At 48.7% G+C, this 16,632-nt stretch carries 12 protein-coding genes and 1 pseudogene; 6 read left to right on the top strand and 7 right to left on the bottom strand.

The features are described from left to right. Positions 1-39: 39 nt before the first annotated feature. The 6 genes and pseudogenes from ACUALS_RS20265 to ACUALS_RS20240 all read right to left on the bottom strand — a co-directional run bounded on the left by ACUALS_RS20265 (position 40) and on the right by ACUALS_RS20240 (position 8,392). Positions 40-1,818, bottom strand: a complete 1,779-nt coding sequence (locus tag ACUALS_RS20265; RefSeq protein WP_454449532.1) for an IucA/IucC family protein — start codon at positions 1,816-1,818, stop codon at positions 40-42. Further along, complete coding sequence (locus ACUALS_RS20260; protein WP_454449531.1) at positions 1,818-2,735, bottom strand: GNAT family N-acetyltransferase; 918 nt, start codon at positions 2,733-2,735, stop codon at positions 1,818-1,820. The genes ACUALS_RS20265 and ACUALS_RS20260 overlap by 1 nt, the downstream gene beginning before the upstream one ends. Beyond that, positions 2,728-4,533, bottom strand: a complete 1,806-nt coding sequence (locus ACUALS_RS20255; protein WP_454449530.1) for an IucA/IucC family protein — start codon at positions 4,531-4,533, stop codon at positions 2,728-2,730. The genes ACUALS_RS20260 and ACUALS_RS20255 overlap by 8 nt, the downstream gene beginning before the upstream one ends. Before the next feature lie 166 nt (positions 4,534-4,699). Then, positions 4,700-6,595: pseudogene (fhuB, locus tag ACUALS_RS20250) on the bottom strand (Fe(3+)-hydroxamate ABC transporter permease FhuB); the annotation flags it as partial. A 95-nt stretch (positions 6,596-6,690) separates the two neighbouring features. After that, positions 6,691-7,584: an ABC transporter substrate-binding protein gene (locus ACUALS_RS20245; RefSeq protein ID WP_454449529.1), complete on the bottom strand. Its 894-nt coding sequence runs from the start codon at positions 7,582-7,584 to the stop codon at positions 6,691-6,693. A gap of 40 nt (positions 7,585-7,624) precedes the next feature. Next, entirely contained in the window at positions 7,625-8,392 is a 768-nt protein-coding gene (locus ACUALS_RS20240) for an ABC transporter ATP-binding protein (RefSeq protein ID WP_334474261.1), read from the bottom strand. A gap of 151 nt (positions 8,393-8,543) precedes the next feature. On the opposite strand from ACUALS_RS20240, the gene ACUALS_RS20235 reads away from it, so the two are divergent. Further along, a complete protein-coding gene (locus ACUALS_RS20235) occupies positions 8,544-9,746 on the top strand; it encodes an MFS transporter (protein ID WP_454449528.1) in 1,203 nt (400 codons plus the stop codon). Here ACUALS_RS20235 and ACUALS_RS20230 read toward each other — a convergent pair. After that, entirely contained in the window at positions 9,736-10,479 is a 744-nt protein-coding gene (locus ACUALS_RS20230; RefSeq protein ID WP_454449527.1) for a siderophore ferric iron reductase, read from the bottom strand. The genes ACUALS_RS20235 and ACUALS_RS20230 overlap by 11 nt on opposite strands. A 484-nt stretch (positions 10,480-10,963) precedes the next feature. On the opposite strand from ACUALS_RS20230, the gene betI reads away from it, so the two are divergent. The 5 genes from betI (at position 10,964) to choW (ending at position 16,631) form a co-directional block, all read left to right on the top strand. After that, positions 10,964-11,560 (top strand): transcriptional regulator BetI, encoded by a 597-nt coding sequence (betI, locus tag ACUALS_RS20225; RefSeq protein ID WP_454449526.1) that lies wholly within the window; start codon positions 10,964-10,966, stop codon positions 11,558-11,560. A gap of 20 nt (positions 11,561-11,580) precedes the next feature. Beyond that, the gene (gene betB / locus ACUALS_RS20220; protein ID WP_454449525.1) at positions 11,581-13,041 is read left to right on the top strand and encodes a betaine-aldehyde dehydrogenase; all 1,461 of its coding nucleotides are present in this window, start codon (positions 11,581-11,583) and stop codon (positions 13,039-13,041) included. 20 nt (positions 13,042-13,061) lie between these two features. Beyond that, on the top strand, positions 13,062-14,753 hold the full coding sequence (gene betA, locus ACUALS_RS20215) for a choline dehydrogenase (protein ID WP_454449524.1): 1,692 nt from the start codon (positions 13,062-13,064) through the stop codon (positions 14,751-14,753). Positions 14,754-14,785: 32 nt separating this feature from the next. Next, complete coding sequence (locus tag ACUALS_RS20210; RefSeq protein WP_454449523.1) at positions 14,786-15,724, top strand: choline ABC transporter substrate-binding protein; 939 nt, start codon at positions 14,786-14,788, stop codon at positions 15,722-15,724. A gap of 64 nt (positions 15,725-15,788) precedes the next feature. After that, on the top strand, positions 15,789-16,631 hold the full coding sequence (gene choW / locus ACUALS_RS20205; protein WP_005469675.1) for a choline ABC transporter permease subunit: 843 nt from the start codon (positions 15,789-15,791) through the stop codon (positions 16,629-16,631). Position 16,632: the final 1 nt, after the last annotated feature.

Below are 16,632 nucleotides of genomic sequence, written 5' to 3'. Positions count from 1 at the left end.
TTTACTATGGGCTTAAACGGGCGTTAAATGTTTTTATAGTTATTGTTTGGTCTCTATTTTCGCTTGGGCGAGATAGAGTGGGTTGTCCAACATGTCATCCATGTCTGGAAGCATTCTTGAAGCACTTGAGTCTGTGCTGTGTCTGAACTTAGCGAGGTTAAGTCCAATTCGTAAAATCTGAGGTTTAAACAGATCGAACTTGGCAAATCGGTGTTGGTATTCTGGGTTTTCCGCCATGTAGCGTTTGATTCGATCGCCCAACAATCGATAAAACTCCTGTTCGCTGAAGCCGAGCTTTGCAAGCAATGGAGAGATAAATCTCAGTGTGGTGACGAAGTGGCCCGTTTGTAGGTCGTGAATGATCAACGACTCAGGTAAGCGCACGGTCACCTGTTTTACTGGGTCAGGAAGCGACGCTTGTTCTGGATAATCTTGGTCGACCAATCTCATGTCACCCTGAAAATCTTTAAGCAGGATTCGTTTTGGCTGGTGGTTCTCCATCACTAGGGTGACATTTTGTCCGTGAGCAATCAGTGACACACCGTATTTGCATAACAAGTGGTAGTAGGGGATAACCACACTATCGAACAGCTGCGTTAGCCATGCCTCGGTTGAAAGGCCAGATAGGGCAATATACTCGGCAATTAATGGTTGTCCTTGATTGTCAGATTCCATTAGCGCGGCCATTAAAACGGCATGCTCGTTTGGCGCCAATTTGCTTGCCGCAGACTCGCGCCAGATGACCCCAAGCAACTCGTGATAGCGGTAGGGCGCATCAGTAAGCTGTTGGTAGTCGTGCTGATGAGCGAAAGCCGCTGCCGGTTCTTGCAAGACTTGCGTACCTTTTTCAACCAACACAGGATCGCTTTTAAACACAGAATCGATCCAATCGGATGCCATCGGGCCTGCCAAAATGTACTTCCCAGGAATGCCTCGATAGCAAGAAGTATTCATGACCGTAAGCGGCAGTTTAATATCGAAACTATTGGGGCGGGTGAGGTTGCTCAAAGTGCGCAGCGATAATTGCGGCAAAAACGCATCACCAAATGAACCGATAAACAGCATTTGTTTCAATGCGAGCTCTTGAGTGAAGAGCATGGCGACTTTGTTCTCCCACTGCCATGGGTGGACGGGAACGTAGTGATAATCCGCGATATCGACGTTAAATGCCGCGACGATTCGATCCATTTCATTGAGCTCATCACGCGAGATGGACGCCGATAAAAGCTCTTGCCAATTGACGTGTTGATTGGTCGCCAATTGAATAATATCGCGATGTACTGCAACCCAATCGAGCTGAATGGCTTTTTCTGCTTCCGGCGCATAGTCTCGAAGATCGTGCAAACCCCAACCTCTACGTCCTTTGTTGAAGGCAAATTTTGGGTGGCCATCGAAGTAGCTCTGTTGTTGCTCGCCGCCAAGCAGAGCCAGATCTCTTGCCGTCATAGTCTCTTTGCGCAGCCAGATTTTGCAATCGCCCAGCAGGGTGGCATTGAGATCTTCAAGGTGCTCGGCAAATGCATCATCGGACATATTGAGCAAAGGTTGAAGATCCCGCATCAATTGTGCTGCGGTTATACCACTGGGTGGCTCGGAGCCTGCAGTACGGACGATCGTGGTTGGGTCAATACGGACTTGTCCCCAGATGTTCGTCTCCCCGCAGAAGCTGTAGCTCACGCCTTTCGCTAAATAGAGGTCAAGACGATCTCCATTAGGTTGAAATTGGAAAGCTTGTTCATACGCGAACTCAGAGAGGATTTTGCCCACCAACGCTTTGTTCGCCGTCGCCCAGTATTTTTGTAGCGCGATTTGTTCCATTACCACTGCTCCTTAAAGAATGCTTCGCGTTGAAGCATCAATAGTGCGGAGCGTTTATGAGGGAAATTAAACTCAAAACATTTCGTGTACCCCAAAGGAAGAATGCGATTGAAGAGGCGCTCATTGTCAGAGCGGGGCTCAAGGACGATACGCTGTGTACGGTTGTCGTCGATAAACAAATAGTGACTCATTGCGCGCATCCAAGCGTTAAAGAAACGAGGACCACGAAATGCTTGCTCTCCGACAAGCAGGTGGATGCCACGGTCAAAATCTTGCACGTCGTAGTATGGGCTCAATCTATCTTCACAAACCCAATACGCTTCAACATAGCCAAAGGGTTGGCCATTGAACTCACCAATCAAAGGCAGTATGTGCGGGTCATTGAGTCGCTCTTGTGCAAATTCGGTCAGCTTTTCTTCACTCCATGCTTGTTCCCAAAAGTGTGCGACACGAGGGTCGTTCATCCAACGTGTGAACATTGGCATGTCTTGAGTGATGTCGAGTAGACGAAAACTGACGTCGAGTTCCGCATCAAGGTCGGTGCGCTTGTACACTTCTCCATTGGGCTTGTTTGGTCGTAAAGGGTGAGAGCGATAGCGGCTGTCAGACTGAACCCTTTGCAGTGGGAAATTGGCAGAGGGCGTATGTTTATGCCAGTGATAGCCTGATTGGTAGAAGGCTTCACGAGTGAGTGTTTGATTAAACAGAGGCAACTGCTGTGCAAGGTAGGACCAAGTCATAGGGTCAGATGCACTCACTGCAACAGAGGCAAGCGACTTCTCTTGGGTAAACAGTCGATCGATTTCATCTATCAATCCAACTTGAGTCGCTTGGTTTTCAATGTCAGCGGATTGCAACGTTAGCTGTATTGTCGGCTCAGGTTGATATTCAAAAATAAAGGTAGTGAAATCATGCATGAGAAGACTCCTTAACTTGTACCAATGGGTTGTCGAGATCGAAGTAGATCACCGCTGGGTCAGGGATTGAGTTCTCGTTGAAATTTTGTAGATAGCAGAAGAAATTCCCTTTGCAGCACAAAACGTCGCTTTCAAGTACGTAATTCAAGCAGGCTGCATCCTCAACGCCCGAATCAAGCAGCGCTTGCAGTTGAGCTCTTAAGATGCGCACCAAGTCTGCTTCTTCCACATTGATCGCTGAGGCAATGGCAGAGATGACATTGAAGGTGGAGTTAATAATCAGGTAGTAGGCAAAGTAGCGTCTGACTTTTTCTTGATTCCAGTAGTTCTCAAGGCTCTCTTTGTCGTTGGATAGTGCGTCGCTGTAGCGTGCAAAGGCAAGATCTGTATAACCAGTGCCTTGGCAATCGCGGTAATACATGCCAATAGGGAAGCCATCTTTGAGCTGCATGACGATGTTTTGCTGGTGGGCGAGGAACACCACACCGTGATTGGCCTGTAAATCAAACAAAGAGACGACAGCGTGTTGGCAATAAGCATCAAACCACTGCTGCGCGGCAAGAGGCTCAGGAATGCGTTTAGTCGCAGCGTAGTCTTTAATGCGTCGGGCAACCAGCGAAGATGTGGCATAAGGGTTTTGTTGGGTAAGCGTTGCAAGGACAACGGCCTCTTCTTGTGGTTTCGTTGCAAGAGGGTTATCTCTAAATGCCACAAGACTTTCGTCAATAATCGCCCCCGCTTTGTCGATTAAGCCGATAAACGCGGGCTCTTGCATTAACTGAAAGCCGCGCTCAGAACCAAGCTGGTTGTTTAGTTCGGTTGAGTGGAACAGGTCATTTAATCGCGTCCCACGAATCACTTCTTTGAGTGAGAGATTACGAACAGAATTGGTCAGTTTTACGCTCAACGAAAACTTCAACATATAAGGCAGCGTTGGCGCGTACAGTGAACGCGTCGAAGAGGTCGGATACCAAGGGGCGCCAAGTTGGCCAAGTGGTGTTATTTCACCTTGTTCGATGAAATCTTGAATGTCTTCTCGCTCGCGCATCACCTGCCATTGCCATGGATGCACAGGCAGTAGCTGATTTCCTCTGGCTTTTGCGTTTTGGTGTGCCTCAACCAACTGCGGATGGTGGGCGACCAATTGCGCCATTCGCTCATCAAAACTTACATCGGCGGAGCTGCCAAACTGGAGGCGGTGAGAACGGACTTCCAACCAGTGTAGCGGAAAGTGAGAGCCCATTTCAGGGGAGTAACGTTTGGCATCTTGCAGAGAAAACTGCTCTCGGCTCTTGGGCGCAGGATGGAATGAGTGACCAATCAGCAGGCCTTGCTCGGCAGTCTTAAAATCTAATCGCTCTTCGAATAGCTGGCGTTGGTATGGCGAGTGTTCGATTGCTTGATAGGTATTTCGCACGCTTTCGAGCACACGTTGAACAAAAATCTGTTGCTGCTCTTGGCTGACCATGCCCACTAAGCCCTGGTCACTGACAATGAGCTGGAGCATTTCACTAAATTCAATGTCACGTGAGCCACTTGAATCAACAAGTTGTGCCGGAAGTTGGTATTCATGACTACCCAGCGAAGAAAAATACTGCAAACCGATTTGAATGGTTCGCAGGTTACTTAGTGGGATGTTAAGTCGCGACAGGGTCTTGGTATGTTCAACTTGAACAGCCTGACACTCACGAGCAAGTGCATTGAGGAAGCAGGAGATGGGAGGCGCATTTCCATTCGTCTTCTTGGGTATGTCATCGATTATCGATGAGGTGCTGAGCAGATCGTTTGTACGATTCATTATAGTTCTCGATAGTTATTAACAAAACTGACATGCGAATGCTAATTATTATCATTACTATGATCAACTAGTTTTTTATGTTTCGTGAATATTTTTAACAATTGGGAGGAATGTCAGGCACTTCGAGACGATCGGCGAGTGAAGTGCCTGAATGAGCAAGTGGGTTTTAGCGCCTCATAAGATAGAGGAAATATCCCCCACCAATAATCGATGCGAGCAAGCCTGCGGGAAATTGCCATGGGAACCAAAGCGTTCGTCCTGCCCAATCTGCGGTGACCATAACGAGCGCGCCAATCAGGGCTGCGGTTAACATTTGAGGTGCCGCTCGGTATTGGTGAAGTGAGCGGGCCATATGGGGAGCCAGCAAACCGATAAAACTCAATGGACCGATAACAATGGTACAAAGCGTGGTATAGGCGGCAACAAGGAGCAAAAGCAGTAGCCTGACTCTGGTGCAGTTGACACCAATTGCACTGGCGGTAACCTCGCCCAGACCCATGATTTCAATCCACCGACTTACAATGAGAGAAGCGGCACCGAGTACCGTAACGCCCACCAAAAGGAGTACGATGTCTTGGCTTGAAACCAAGTACGTTGAGCCAGAAAGCCAAGTGAGTAACGCTCGCACGTCATCGTGACCAGAGCTCATCGCAATTCTCAAAAAGGCGTCTAAGCCTGCACTCAAGGCAATGCCTGTGAGCAAGGTTTGGGTGGGTGCGAACTGGTGCTTTCGACCCATCAACCAAACCACACCAATCACACTTAACGCGCCGATGGTGCCGATGAACATTTGCTGCTCTCGACCGACGGCACCGCCTATTAAGGTACCAAGAACCAATGCCAGCGCAGCGCCAGAGCTAATACCTAGCACTTCTGGGCTTGCCATCGGGTTATTGGAAATACGTTGAATAATGGTGCCAGCAAACGCTAGCCCAATACCCGCGAGAAGGGCGACAAAAACGCGAGGCGCACGCAGTTCAAACAGTGGCCAACTCAAGCTGGTTGACCAGCCGTACTGATTCCTGCCGATAAAAATGGCGCCCGCGACAAATAGAGACAGCAGTAACGTTAACACCGTCGCGATTCGAATGGTTGGGACATGTTGATAATGCTGAACTGTTTCTGTTCGCGCTTTTAGATCGCTGTGTAGCGAAGTTCTGCGCAGCAGCCACAATAAGAAAGGTGCGCCAATGAGTGCCGTCATTGCTCCGGTCGGAAGCATTTCGCCACCAACGCCAGAAAACGGCTGAATGAGTAGATCGACGGCTAACAGCATTGCCGCGCCGATCAATCCACTGGTGAGAATTTGCGCGAGTAGCTTTCTAGCGCCAAGCATACGAGCGACAGCGGGGGCGACTATGCCGACAAAGCCGATAAGACCCACTTCACTGACAACGGCGGCCGTAATAAAGATCGCCAATGATAAACACACCAGTTTGATGTGCTTGATATTGACCCCGATAGAGGTCGCGACCGTGTCACCAAACTGCAGCGCCGAAAGCGGCCTTTGTAGCAACAAGAGTAAAGTGGTCGGGATAATCACGAGTGGCAGCAGAGCGTTGGCACTTGACCAGTCATTCTGATTTAGCGCGCCCGCTCCCCAGACAAACACGCTGGTCAGTTGCTGTTCATTGAGCATGATAAGCATGGTGTTCAATGAACCTAAAAATAGGCTGATGACCATGCCAGCAAGCACCATGTGTAAAGGCGCAAACCCTCGAGATGCACTGAGTAGAAAAACCAGTCCTGTCGCAAAACACCCGCCTAAAAAGGCTGGGATAAAACCAGACACGGCTATCTGAGCGGGGATAAACAACAGACCGAGTACCAACCCAAGCTCTGCACCGGCAGCCACCCCTAAGGTTGTAGGAGAGGCGATGGGATTGCGCAGCACAAACTGCATTACGCAGCCTGCCACCGCGAGCGCAAAGCCACACAGCACCGCGACGGTCAATCTGGGAAGATAGGTCAGATGGGTGATCAAGTGTTGGTAGTTGGTGGCATCAAACTGTGTGATCGTCTCCCACACAAGACGGATACCGCCAGAGTAGGGAGCCGAAAAGTTGATCAGACCAAGTAATACAACCATGCCAACAATGGCAAAGAAAGGCACTCTCCACGAGTGCCCGTTCGGTCTATTCAAGCTTATGGTGTTCATTACTGTGCAATAAGTTGTTGGGTGATATGGTCACTAAAGCGTTGTGCAGCGATTAAACCACCAAAAGTCCAGATGGCAGGTAGCTCATAAACCGAGTTTGTTCGAGTGAACTCCATCGCTTGCCACAGTGCATTACTGTCTAACTGTTCACGCTCAGACGCTTTGAGTGGACCAAATAACATCACGTTGGCTTTTTGATGTTCGGCGAGCTTCTCGGTACCCGCGGTGGTAAAGCCCCAAACGTTGGTTTCTTCATTCCAGTCGTTTTTGAGTCCCATACCTTGAATGGTCGCTTGCGCCAATGAGCCATCGCTGTGAATGCGCAATGTTTTTTCATTTAGAAAACGCGCAAACAGTATCGGTTTATCCGTTTTGTTGGCGGCGCGAACCTTGTCACCATTTTGCTGCAAACGTTGCTCTGTTTGGGCGATAACCTGCTGAGCTTGAGCTTCTTTCTCAAGTAACTTGCCTAGAGCCAGAGTAATAGATTTCGCGGACTCAATCGGCTGCTTACTTTCGCTAAAGACACTAAACACAACCACAGGGGCGATGTTTTGTAGCTGTTCATAGGCAGGGGCCATGTGCTTACTGATCAAGATGACATCCGGCTTGATTTCAGTCAGTAGCTCTAGGTTGGGCTCACGACGAGAGCCTACATCGATCACATTAGGGGATAGCGCAGGTTCAACCACCCAAGTGCTGTAACCTTTGACGTCAGCGATCCCTTGCGGCGCAATGCCTAGGCTAAGTACGGTTTCAGTTAACGCCCAATCGAGTGCTACGACTTTTTCTGGACGTTGCTCAAAGGACGCAACGCCCATTTCGTGTTCGATTTCAATCGCATTAACATGGAAGGTAAGCAGTGCAGTGAGCGCTAGAATGATTCTTTTCACAACAGTTCCTTTTGAGTTTGAGTGTATAGCGGTAGTTGACTTACGGGACGTAGCTAATGGGTTGCCCTGTCGCCGGGTGTGGGAACAGAGCCAACTCCATTCCATAAATCTTGAGCAATGTTTCTGGTGTCATCATGGATTCAGGCGTGCCCTGCGCGATCACTTTTCCTGAATGGAGTGCAATGAGGTGATCGCTAAACTTTGCGGCCATGTTGACATCATGCAACACCATAATCACAGTAAGACCAATTGATTCGTTGAGCTCTCTGATGAGGGCAAGAAGCTCGTATTGGTGGGCAACATCGAGTGCAGAAGTGGGTTCATCGAGCAAAATGCATTCACTCTGCTGAGCCAGTAACATCGCGACCCACGCTCTTTGCCTTTCTCCTCCAGAGAGGGTGGCGACAAAACGGTTTGCAAATGAATTGAGGCCAACTTTGTCGATTGCTTGGTCAATCAGCCGATTATCTTCCTCTCCGTAACGTCCAAACGCTCCTTTCCAAGGATAACGACCAAAGCTGACCAACTCTCTAACGGTCACGCCGTCAGTCAGAGGCGGGTGCTGAGGTAGATAGGCCACGCGGTGGGCAAATTCCAACGCCGTTAATTGGCTGACAGGGGTGCCACTAAGCGTCACCTCGCCCGTTGAAGGGGCATTTTGGCGACTGAGTAGCTTCATTAAGGTCGACTTTCCACAGCCATTATGACCGAGTAGTGTCGTAATCTTACCTGGCGAAAACGTTAAGGATGTCGGGGATAGAATCGCTCTATCATCAATATGGAATGATGCATCGACCAACTGGAACATAGCGGTATTACAAGTTGAGTTATTGTCTACAAGGCGCTAACCTTATCATAACTTAATCTTAATGATAATGATTTTCAAAATCATAAGTGGTTATTTCTCATCACTATCAGTGTGTCATTCCATCACATTGACGTTTCAAGAGTATCTTAGTATGTCAGGGGTAAAATCTTCTCAGTTCCAGCTCGTGGTTATTGGTTTGGTCGCAGCGCTAATGGGAGTGGGGCAAAATGGCTTATTGGTCTCACTTCCTTTTTTGGTCGAACAATCTGCGTTCAGTCTCTCGACGTGGTCACTGCTGATCGCGGTAGGAAGTTTCTTGTTTTTACCTTCGGCTCCCTTTTGGGGAAGAGTGAGCGATCGCCACGGGCCAAAAAATGTTGTCCTCCAAGCACTTGCAGGAATGACGGCGAGCTTTCTGCTGCTGTGTCTTTTTGCAATGGCGAGCAGTGATGGAGAATGGGCAATGGGTTGGACGCTGACCGGCTTGGTTGTGGCAAGGGTTATTTACGGCTGCACAGTCGCCGGTATGGTGCCAGCAAGTCAGCATTGGGCAATTCTTCTTTGTGGCAAAGAGAACCGCCTGCAAGCCATTACATCGGTCAGCATTGGCTTAAGTGTTGGCCGTTTAATTGGTCCACTTGTTGCCGTGTTAGCGCTGAAGCTTTCACCTTTTGCCCCTTTAATGCTAATGATTCTGTTGCCTCTTATCGCCTTGCTTGCGGCAGCATGGCTACCTAACCCCAACTCGCTTGATTCCGATTCGCGTAAACGCACCTCTGCACCGTGGCTACCTGAGATGGTCTTGATGCCCTTTTTAGTGAGCGGTCTGTTTTTGTGTGCGGTCATTGCCTTGTTGCAATACAGTTTTTCTCCGCTGATTGGCAGCGTAACTCAATGGTCGACCAGTGAAATCAGTGATGCAATTGGGGTATTGCTGACGGTCAGTGCGGCGGCAACATTTTTGTCGCAAGTATTTGTAATCAAAAAGAAACGTCTGACGGCAGTGAGCATGTATCGACTTGGCTCGATTGCGCTCTTGATTGGGTTTGGCTTGTTCTTGTCCGGTTACTTTGGCGTGTTCGTGCTCGCGTCAGCCGTTGTTTCTGTCGGCGCCGCCTTGTTGGTGCCAGCGTACACTTCAATGGCGACAGAGAAGATGCCGGACACTCCCGGTGTGGTATCGGGCTACGTTTCTATGTCTCACACCATTGGCTATGGGTTAGCATCTTTACTCGCATTTACCGCAACCCTGTCGCCACACTATCCGATCTATTTATGTCTTGGCTTTTCTCTTGCCATCGGTATGGTCGCATTTCGCCCTTGGTCTGAACGTTTGCGCCTTGCTAAACGGTAAGCACCTTTTTGTTTTCAGGGTGTCTTGGGCAATCACTGCACAGCTCTCGTCCGTCACATTTATAGACAAGGCAGCAGCTCGTACGTACCAGTTTCAAGTGGCCATCTTGTTGGTCGCTGTGCAAAGTCGCAACGAGTTTGTCGGGCAAGTTACAGGCTTTCAACCAAAGCAGGGCTTGTTGTCTGAGATAATCATGACTTAAGTCGGGAGCGAACTGGTGGAGACGAACAATGCAGCCTAAGATGCCATCTGCGATCAGGTGCTTGGTGAACCCAGGTCTGATGCGCGTCCATTGATTCATCTCTTGCCGATAGTGGTCAAACAGCACCATGAGTTCACGCCCTGCCAGCTCGATTAATGCTTCGCTCGTTCCTGTTCTAACCTCATCCTCTTCAAACTGAAATCCACCAATAAACCGCTCTTGCACTTGCTGCGCCATCTGGGTGAGGTAAGGCAGTCCCTGGCATGCATAGATCGAGATAAACGCCACATAGACAGGTTGCCAGCAGAGTAATGTCCAAGTACGAGTGAGCCAATAGGCGCTGCCTGCCTCTGGATGTGCAGACTGCAAAGAGAGGTAAAGCTGCTCTATTTGTTCAGAGCAAGGCTGGCTGATATGGATAAGGCGCTCAGATTGCAAGTCTGCGGGTAGTGATTCGACTTTCCCTGCTAAGTAAGGGGTGACTTGCTGAGCGTGTTGAAATAAATGATCAAAAAAAGAGTTCGTGCTCATGAATGGCTAATTGGTCGTTGCTGTGAGAGTGGATAGCCTAATTAACCCATCAAGCAAATGCAATTGATTATCATTTTAATGGGGTAGGTTGTGTAAGTGAAATGTGATTTGGCTATTTGTTGCACGAAATTTTTCAGCAAAAGTCAAAGGTTAGTACACTAATTGTTTTTTATGGTTTTGGTTTCTCTGTGGGAGTTTTGAGTTGTTGTCGCTTCTTTGGGTAGTGATGGTTGGTGGCTAACTTTTGCTTTTGTTTTACTTGTATAACATTGATATCAATCAATTTCTCGTTCATTTTAAAACTTAACTTCTGCGATTTTAGCTCTGTATTGGTTGCTGTTTATGATTTTGTACACTAACCAAAAAACGGCAATTTTTCCTAATTTTAAATTGAATTTATAGAAAATTGATTTGAGTTCGAATTAATTTTCAGGCATTTTATATTTAACTAATCGTTCAATTAAAAATAACAAAGGGCTAAAACATGCCAAAAGTGGGTATGCCAGAAATACGAAAACCTCAGCTTGTTCAAGCGACAATGGCGGTGATTGATCGGGTGGGTTTACACGCCGCGAGCATTTCATTGATCAGCAAAGAAGCAGGGGTGTCGACTGGGATCATTAACCACTATTTTGGCGGCAAGCACGGTTTGCTCGAGGAGACGATGCGGGCGATTTTGCGTCAGCTCTCTTCAACCATTACTAACCAACTAAGAGAGATTCCTAAAGAGGCACATCTAGAGCGCATCAACGCCATCATTGACGGCAATTTTGTCGGTTTCCAAGCGGAAAACAAAGTGGCGAAAACCTGGTTGGCTTTCTGGTCACATTCTATGCACGACCCTCAATTGAAGCGCCTACAGTCAGTCAATGAAAAGCGTTTGCTGTCTCATTTGAAATTAGAACTCAAAGGGCTTTTTGACCCGCAGCAAGCCGAACTGATTGCGTTTGGCATTGCTTCTCTGATTGATGGTATCTGGCTGCGTGGCACCCTGAACCCTTCAGGGATAGATGCGACGAAGGCTCGCTTCATCATCAACGATTATCTTGATAAACAGCTCACTTTTTATTCTAAAAAATAACTACTAAGTCAGATCTTTACATGGAAACGAAATCACTTTTTATCGATGGTAAAACTCACTCTGCGACGTCGGGTGAGCTATTTACGACATACAACCCAGCAACGGGAGAGGCGCTTGCCGACATTGGCCAAGCGAGCCAGCAAGACGTGGAACGCGCGATAGCATCAGCAAAACGCGGCTTTGCGATCTGGTCGAAGATGAGTGCGGTCGAGCGCAGTCGAATCTTACTTAAAGCCGTGGCGATTCTTCGCGAGCGCAACGATGAACTGGCAGAACTCGAGGTGAAAGACACCGGGAAGCCACTCCAAGAGGCAATCGAGGTTGATGTGGCTTCAGGCGCGGATGTGATCGAGTACTTTGCCGGTCTTGCGCCCGCGCTGCAAGGTGAGCAGCAACCGCTTAGCGAATCCCAGTTTTTTTACACTCGCAGAGAGCCACTCGGCATCTGCGCTGGTATTGGTGCGTGGAACTACCCGATCCAAATCGCGATGTGGAAATCTGCCCCAGCGTTGGCCGCGGGAAATGTGATGGTGTTTAAACCTTCCGAAGAGACGCCGCTTACTGCCGTTAAACTGGCGGAAATCTTCACTGAAGCTGGTATGCCAGATGGTGTTTTTAATGTAGTGCAAGGCGACTATCGCGTCGGGCAAATGCTCACAGCGCATCCTGATATTGCCAAAGTCTCGTTCACGGGTGAGTCAGGTACAGGCAAAAAGGTGATGGCAGACAGTGCCGTTTCACTCAAACAAGTGACCATGGAGCTGGGTGGAAAATCGCCAATGATCATTTTTGATGATGCCAAGCTTGATGATGCTGTGTCGGCGGCAATGGTTGCGAATTTCTATACTCAAGGCGAAGTGTGTACTCACGGCACACGCGTATTTGTTCACGAATCTATTTACCCAGAGTTCATTGAACAGTTGAAAGTGCGCACAGATAAATTGAGTGTCGGCGACCCAATGTCGATGGAAACACAAATCGGCGCACTGATTTCCAAACCGCACTTGGAAAAAGTACTTGGCGCGATTGAAGCGGCCAAACAGAGTGGTGCAGAGCTGATTACGGGTGGCTACCAAGTCACAGAGGGCGACCTAAAACACGGTAATTTTGTCGCACCGACAGTGTTTGCTCAATGCTCTGACGATATGGCGCATGTACAGCAAGAAATTTTTGGCCCTGTCATGTCAGTGATGACGTTCAAAGATGAATCAGAAGTGATTCAACGCGCCAACAATACTGACTATGGATTGGCCGCAGGTGTCTTCACCCAAAACTTAGCGCGTGCACATCGCGTGATTCATCAAATGCAAGCGGGTATTTGTTGGGTTAACACTTGGGGTGACTCTCCTGCTGAAATGCCTGTGGGTGGCTATAAATCCTCGGGAATTGGCCGCGAAAATGGGGTCGAAACCCTGCATCATTACACCCAAACGAAGAGTATTTTGATCGAGTTGGGTGATTACCCAAGCCCATACGCTTAACCCAATCACGGAGAGATAACATGGAACAACGCTACGATTATATTATCGTCGGCGCGGGTTCGGCCGGCTGTATTTTGGCAGATCGCCTAACAGAGAGTGGTGAACATCGCGTTCTATTGCTTGAGGCTGGCGGAACAGACAAGAGTATTTTTATTCAAATGCCGACGGCGCTGTCATACCCAATGAATAGCGACCGTTACGCGTGGCAATTTGAAACTCAAGCGGAAGCGGGACTTGATGGGCGCAAACTCCATTGCCCGCGAGGTAAAGTGCTTGGCGGAAGCTCTTCGATCAACGGCATGGTGTATGTCCGTGGACATGCTTGCGATTTTGATGAGTGGGAACAGCAAGGTGCCAAAGGTTGGCGTTATTCTGCGTGTTTACCTTACTTCCGCCGCACGGAGAGCTGGTTTGGTGGTGAAGACGAGTACCGGGGTGGACAAGGTCCTGTCGGAACCTGTAATGGGAACGATATGGCGCTCAATCCTTTGTACCAAGCCTTTATTGATGCAGGAAAAGAGGCCGGCTACCCAGAGACCAAGGACTACAATGGTTATCAGCAAGAAGGCTTTGGCCCAATGCACATGACCGTTGACAAAGGCGTTCGCGCATCGACATCGAACGCGTATTTACGACGTGCTCTGAAGCGCTCAAACCTCACGTTGATTAAAGGCGTTGTCGCTAGAAAAGTGATTCTGGAAGGCAAAACCGCGGTCGGTGTCGAGTTTCAAAAGTCGGGCAAGGTGGTGCAATGCTTTGCCGAAAAAGAAGTGATTTCTAGCGCAGGCTCCATTGGTTCACCTCAACTGCTGCAGCTTTCGGGCATTGGTCCTAAAGATGTGCTTAATAAAGCGGGTGTTGACCTTGTTCACGATCTTCCGGGTGTGGGACAAAATCTTCAAGATCATCTAGAGATTTACTTCCAGTATCACTGCTCTCAGCCTATTACTCTTAACAGCAAATTAGGATTAGTCAGCAAGGGGATGATCGGCGCTCAGTGGATCTTAACCCGCACTGGATTGGGGGCTACCAATCATTTTGAATCTTGCGCCTTTATTCGTTCTCGTGAAGGTCTGAAGTGGCCTAACATTCAGTATCACTTTTTGCCTGCTGCCATGCGATATGACGGTCGCGCCGCCTTCGACGGGCATGGTTTCCAAGTGCATGTTGGGCCAAACAAACCTGAGAGTCGCGGTCATGTGGCGATCACATCCGCAGACCCTTTGGTGAAACCACATATTGAATTCAACTACATCTCTACCGAGCAAGATCGTCAAGACTGGCGCGATTGTATCCGCCTTACTCGAGAGATCTTAATGCAGCCCGCCATGGACTCATATCGAGGTGAGGAGATTCAGCCAGGCATCGCGATCACCAGCGACCAAGAGATTGATGAGTGGGTGAAAGCCAATGTCGAGAGCGCCTACCACCCGTCATGTAGCTGCAAAATGGGCGCAGATGACGACCCGATGGCGGTACTGGATGAACAGTGCCGGGTACGAGGAATCGATGGCTTGCGCGTGGTGGACTCTTCTGTCTTTCCCACTATCCCTAATGGCAACCTCAACGCTCCGACCATGATGGTCGCTGAACGAGCGTCCGACATGATCCTCGGCAAGCCTATGTTAGCTGAGCAAGACGTGCCAGTTTGGATAGCGCCGCAGTGGCAAAACAAACAACGAATGAACTCTCCGAGAAGAGCATTCAAATAACGAAAGTCAGTAATCATTACAAGGAAAACACTATGTCTATGATGACAAAAACACTCTCAACACTCGCTCTAAGTACTATGGCTATGAATGCCTACGCGAATCAGTGTGAAACGGTTCGTTTTGCCGATGTGGGCTGGACGGACATTACGGCGACAACGGCAGTCACCTCAGAGCTGCTGAAAGGTTTGGGCTACAAAACCAAAACGGATTTGCTCTCTGTGCCGGTAACATACTCGTCAATGGCGAACGGTGATATCGATATCTTCCTTGGCAACTGGATGCCAACCATGGAGGGAGATATCGCTAAATACCGTGAAGCGGGAACGGTTGAAACCGTGCGTGCCAACTTAGAGGGGGCGAAGTACACGTTAGCTGTGCCGAAATATGTGTACGACGCTGGCGTAAAGAGCTTTGCTGATCTTGCCACTCACGCCGATAAGTTTCGCGACCGCATTTATGGCATTGAACCTGGGAACGATGGCAACCGCCTGATTCAATCGATGATTGACAGCAATGCTTTTGGTCTAAAGGACTTTAACTTAGTGGAGTCGAGTGAGGCGGGCATGGTTTCACAGGTATCCCGTGCAGTACGCCGTAACCAGTGGATTGTCTATTTAGGTTGGGCTCCGCACCCAATGAACAGCAATGTTGAGATGGAGTACCTAGCAGGCGGTGACGACTTCTTTGGTCCAAATTATGGTGGTGCTAACGTCTACACCAATGTCCGTGCTAATTACCTAAATGAGTGTCAAAACGTTGGTCAGCTACTTAAGAACCTTGAGTTTAGCTTAGAAATGGAAAACCAATTGATGGAAGCCATTTTGAACCAGAACGTCAAGCCTTCGAAAGCGGCACAACAGTGGCTGCAAGCCAACCCTGAGCAAGTGAAAAATTGGCTAGAGGGCGTGAAGACGCTAGATGGCAAAGACGCGGTATTACAGGTTCAAAATTACATTGGTTCTAAGGCGTAAGCCAGCTCGGTGGGTATTGCCCACCGACCCTTTCAGCAAACACAAATAACACAAAGGTTGTAATGTGAATTTTATTACTGACAACAAAATCCCGCTGGGTCAATGGATGGAAGCCGGTGTTGATTGGTTGACGGACAATGCTGCTGGCTTGTTTGATGCGATTTCTATCTTCCTCGAAACCATCATTCTTTTTGTTGTAGATGGTTTTAAATGGATGCCACCGGCAATGCCAATCTTGATGACCGCAGCGATCGCTTGGTATCTCCACCGAAGTATTCCGTTAGTCCTATTTATTGTGGCAGCGCTGTTGACCATTCTAAATCTTGGGTACTGGGAAGAGATGCTTGAAACCTTCGTTTTAGTCTTCGCAGCGACGACGATTTCGGTGTTGGTTGGCGTGCCACTTGGCATTATGGCGGCGCACCGTCCTTGGCTCTATACCCTATTGCGACCCATTCTAGATCTAATGCAGACGGTGCCAACGTTTGTCTATTTAATTCCAACGCTTGTTTTGTTTGGATTGGGTATTGTCCCAGGGTTAATTTCAACCATCATTTTTGCTATCGCTGCGCCGATTCGACTGACGTATCTTGGTATTACAAAAGTACCGGAGGAACTGGTGGAAGCGGGTAAAGCATTCGGTGCGACTAGAATGAAGCTTCTTTTCAAAGTGGAATTGCCCGCTGCAATGCCGTCCATTATGGCTGGGGTGACTCAGTGCATCATGTTGTCGTTGTCTATGGTTGTGATTGCAGCATTAGTTGGGGCGGATGGGCTCGGCAAGCCAGTGGTTCGCGCACTCAATACTGTGAACATCTCACAGGGCTTTGAAGCGGGTCTTGCGATTGTACTGGTTGCGATCATCTTGGATCGCTTGTGTAAATCACCGAATCAAAAGGAAGCATAAC

The sequence above is a fragment of the Vibrio sp. NH-7 genome, assembly GCF_053643215.1.
Note: the sequence above shows the minus strand (reverse complement) of the source record. Positions and strands in the feature narration are given on the sequence as shown.

Coding starts and splice junctions, on each gene's coding strand:
- ACUALS_RS20255 (WP_454449530.1), bottom strand. CDS start 4,533: ATGAATCGTACAAACGATCTGCTCAGCACCTCATCGATAATCGATGAC.
- ACUALS_RS20210 (WP_454449523.1), top strand. CDS start 14,786: ATGTCTATGATGACAAAAACACTCTCAACACTCGCTCTAAGTACTATG.
- ACUALS_RS20230 (WP_454449527.1), bottom strand. CDS start 10,479: ATGAGCACGAACTCTTTTTTTGATCATTTATTTCAACACGCTCAGCAA.
- ACUALS_RS20265 (WP_454449532.1), bottom strand. CDS start 1,818: ATGGAACAAATCGCGCTACAAAAATACTGGGCGACGGCGAACAAAGCG.
- betA (WP_454449524.1), top strand. CDS start 13,062: ATGGAACAACGCTACGATTATATTATCGTCGGCGCGGGTTCGGCCGGC.
- ACUALS_RS20240 (WP_334474261.1), bottom strand. CDS start 8,392: ATGTTCCAGTTGGTCGATGCATCATTCCATATTGATGATAGAGCGATT.
- betI (WP_454449526.1), top strand. CDS start 10,964: ATGCCAAAAGTGGGTATGCCAGAAATACGAAAACCTCAGCTTGTTCAA.
- betB (WP_454449525.1), top strand. CDS start 11,581: ATGGAAACGAAATCACTTTTTATCGATGGTAAAACTCACTCTGCGACG.
- ACUALS_RS20260 (WP_454449531.1), bottom strand. CDS start 2,735: ATGCATGATTTCACTACCTTTATTTTTGAATATCAACCTGAGCCGACA.
- ACUALS_RS20235 (WP_454449528.1), top strand. CDS start 8,544: ATGTCAGGGGTAAAATCTTCTCAGTTCCAGCTCGTGGTTATTGGTTTG.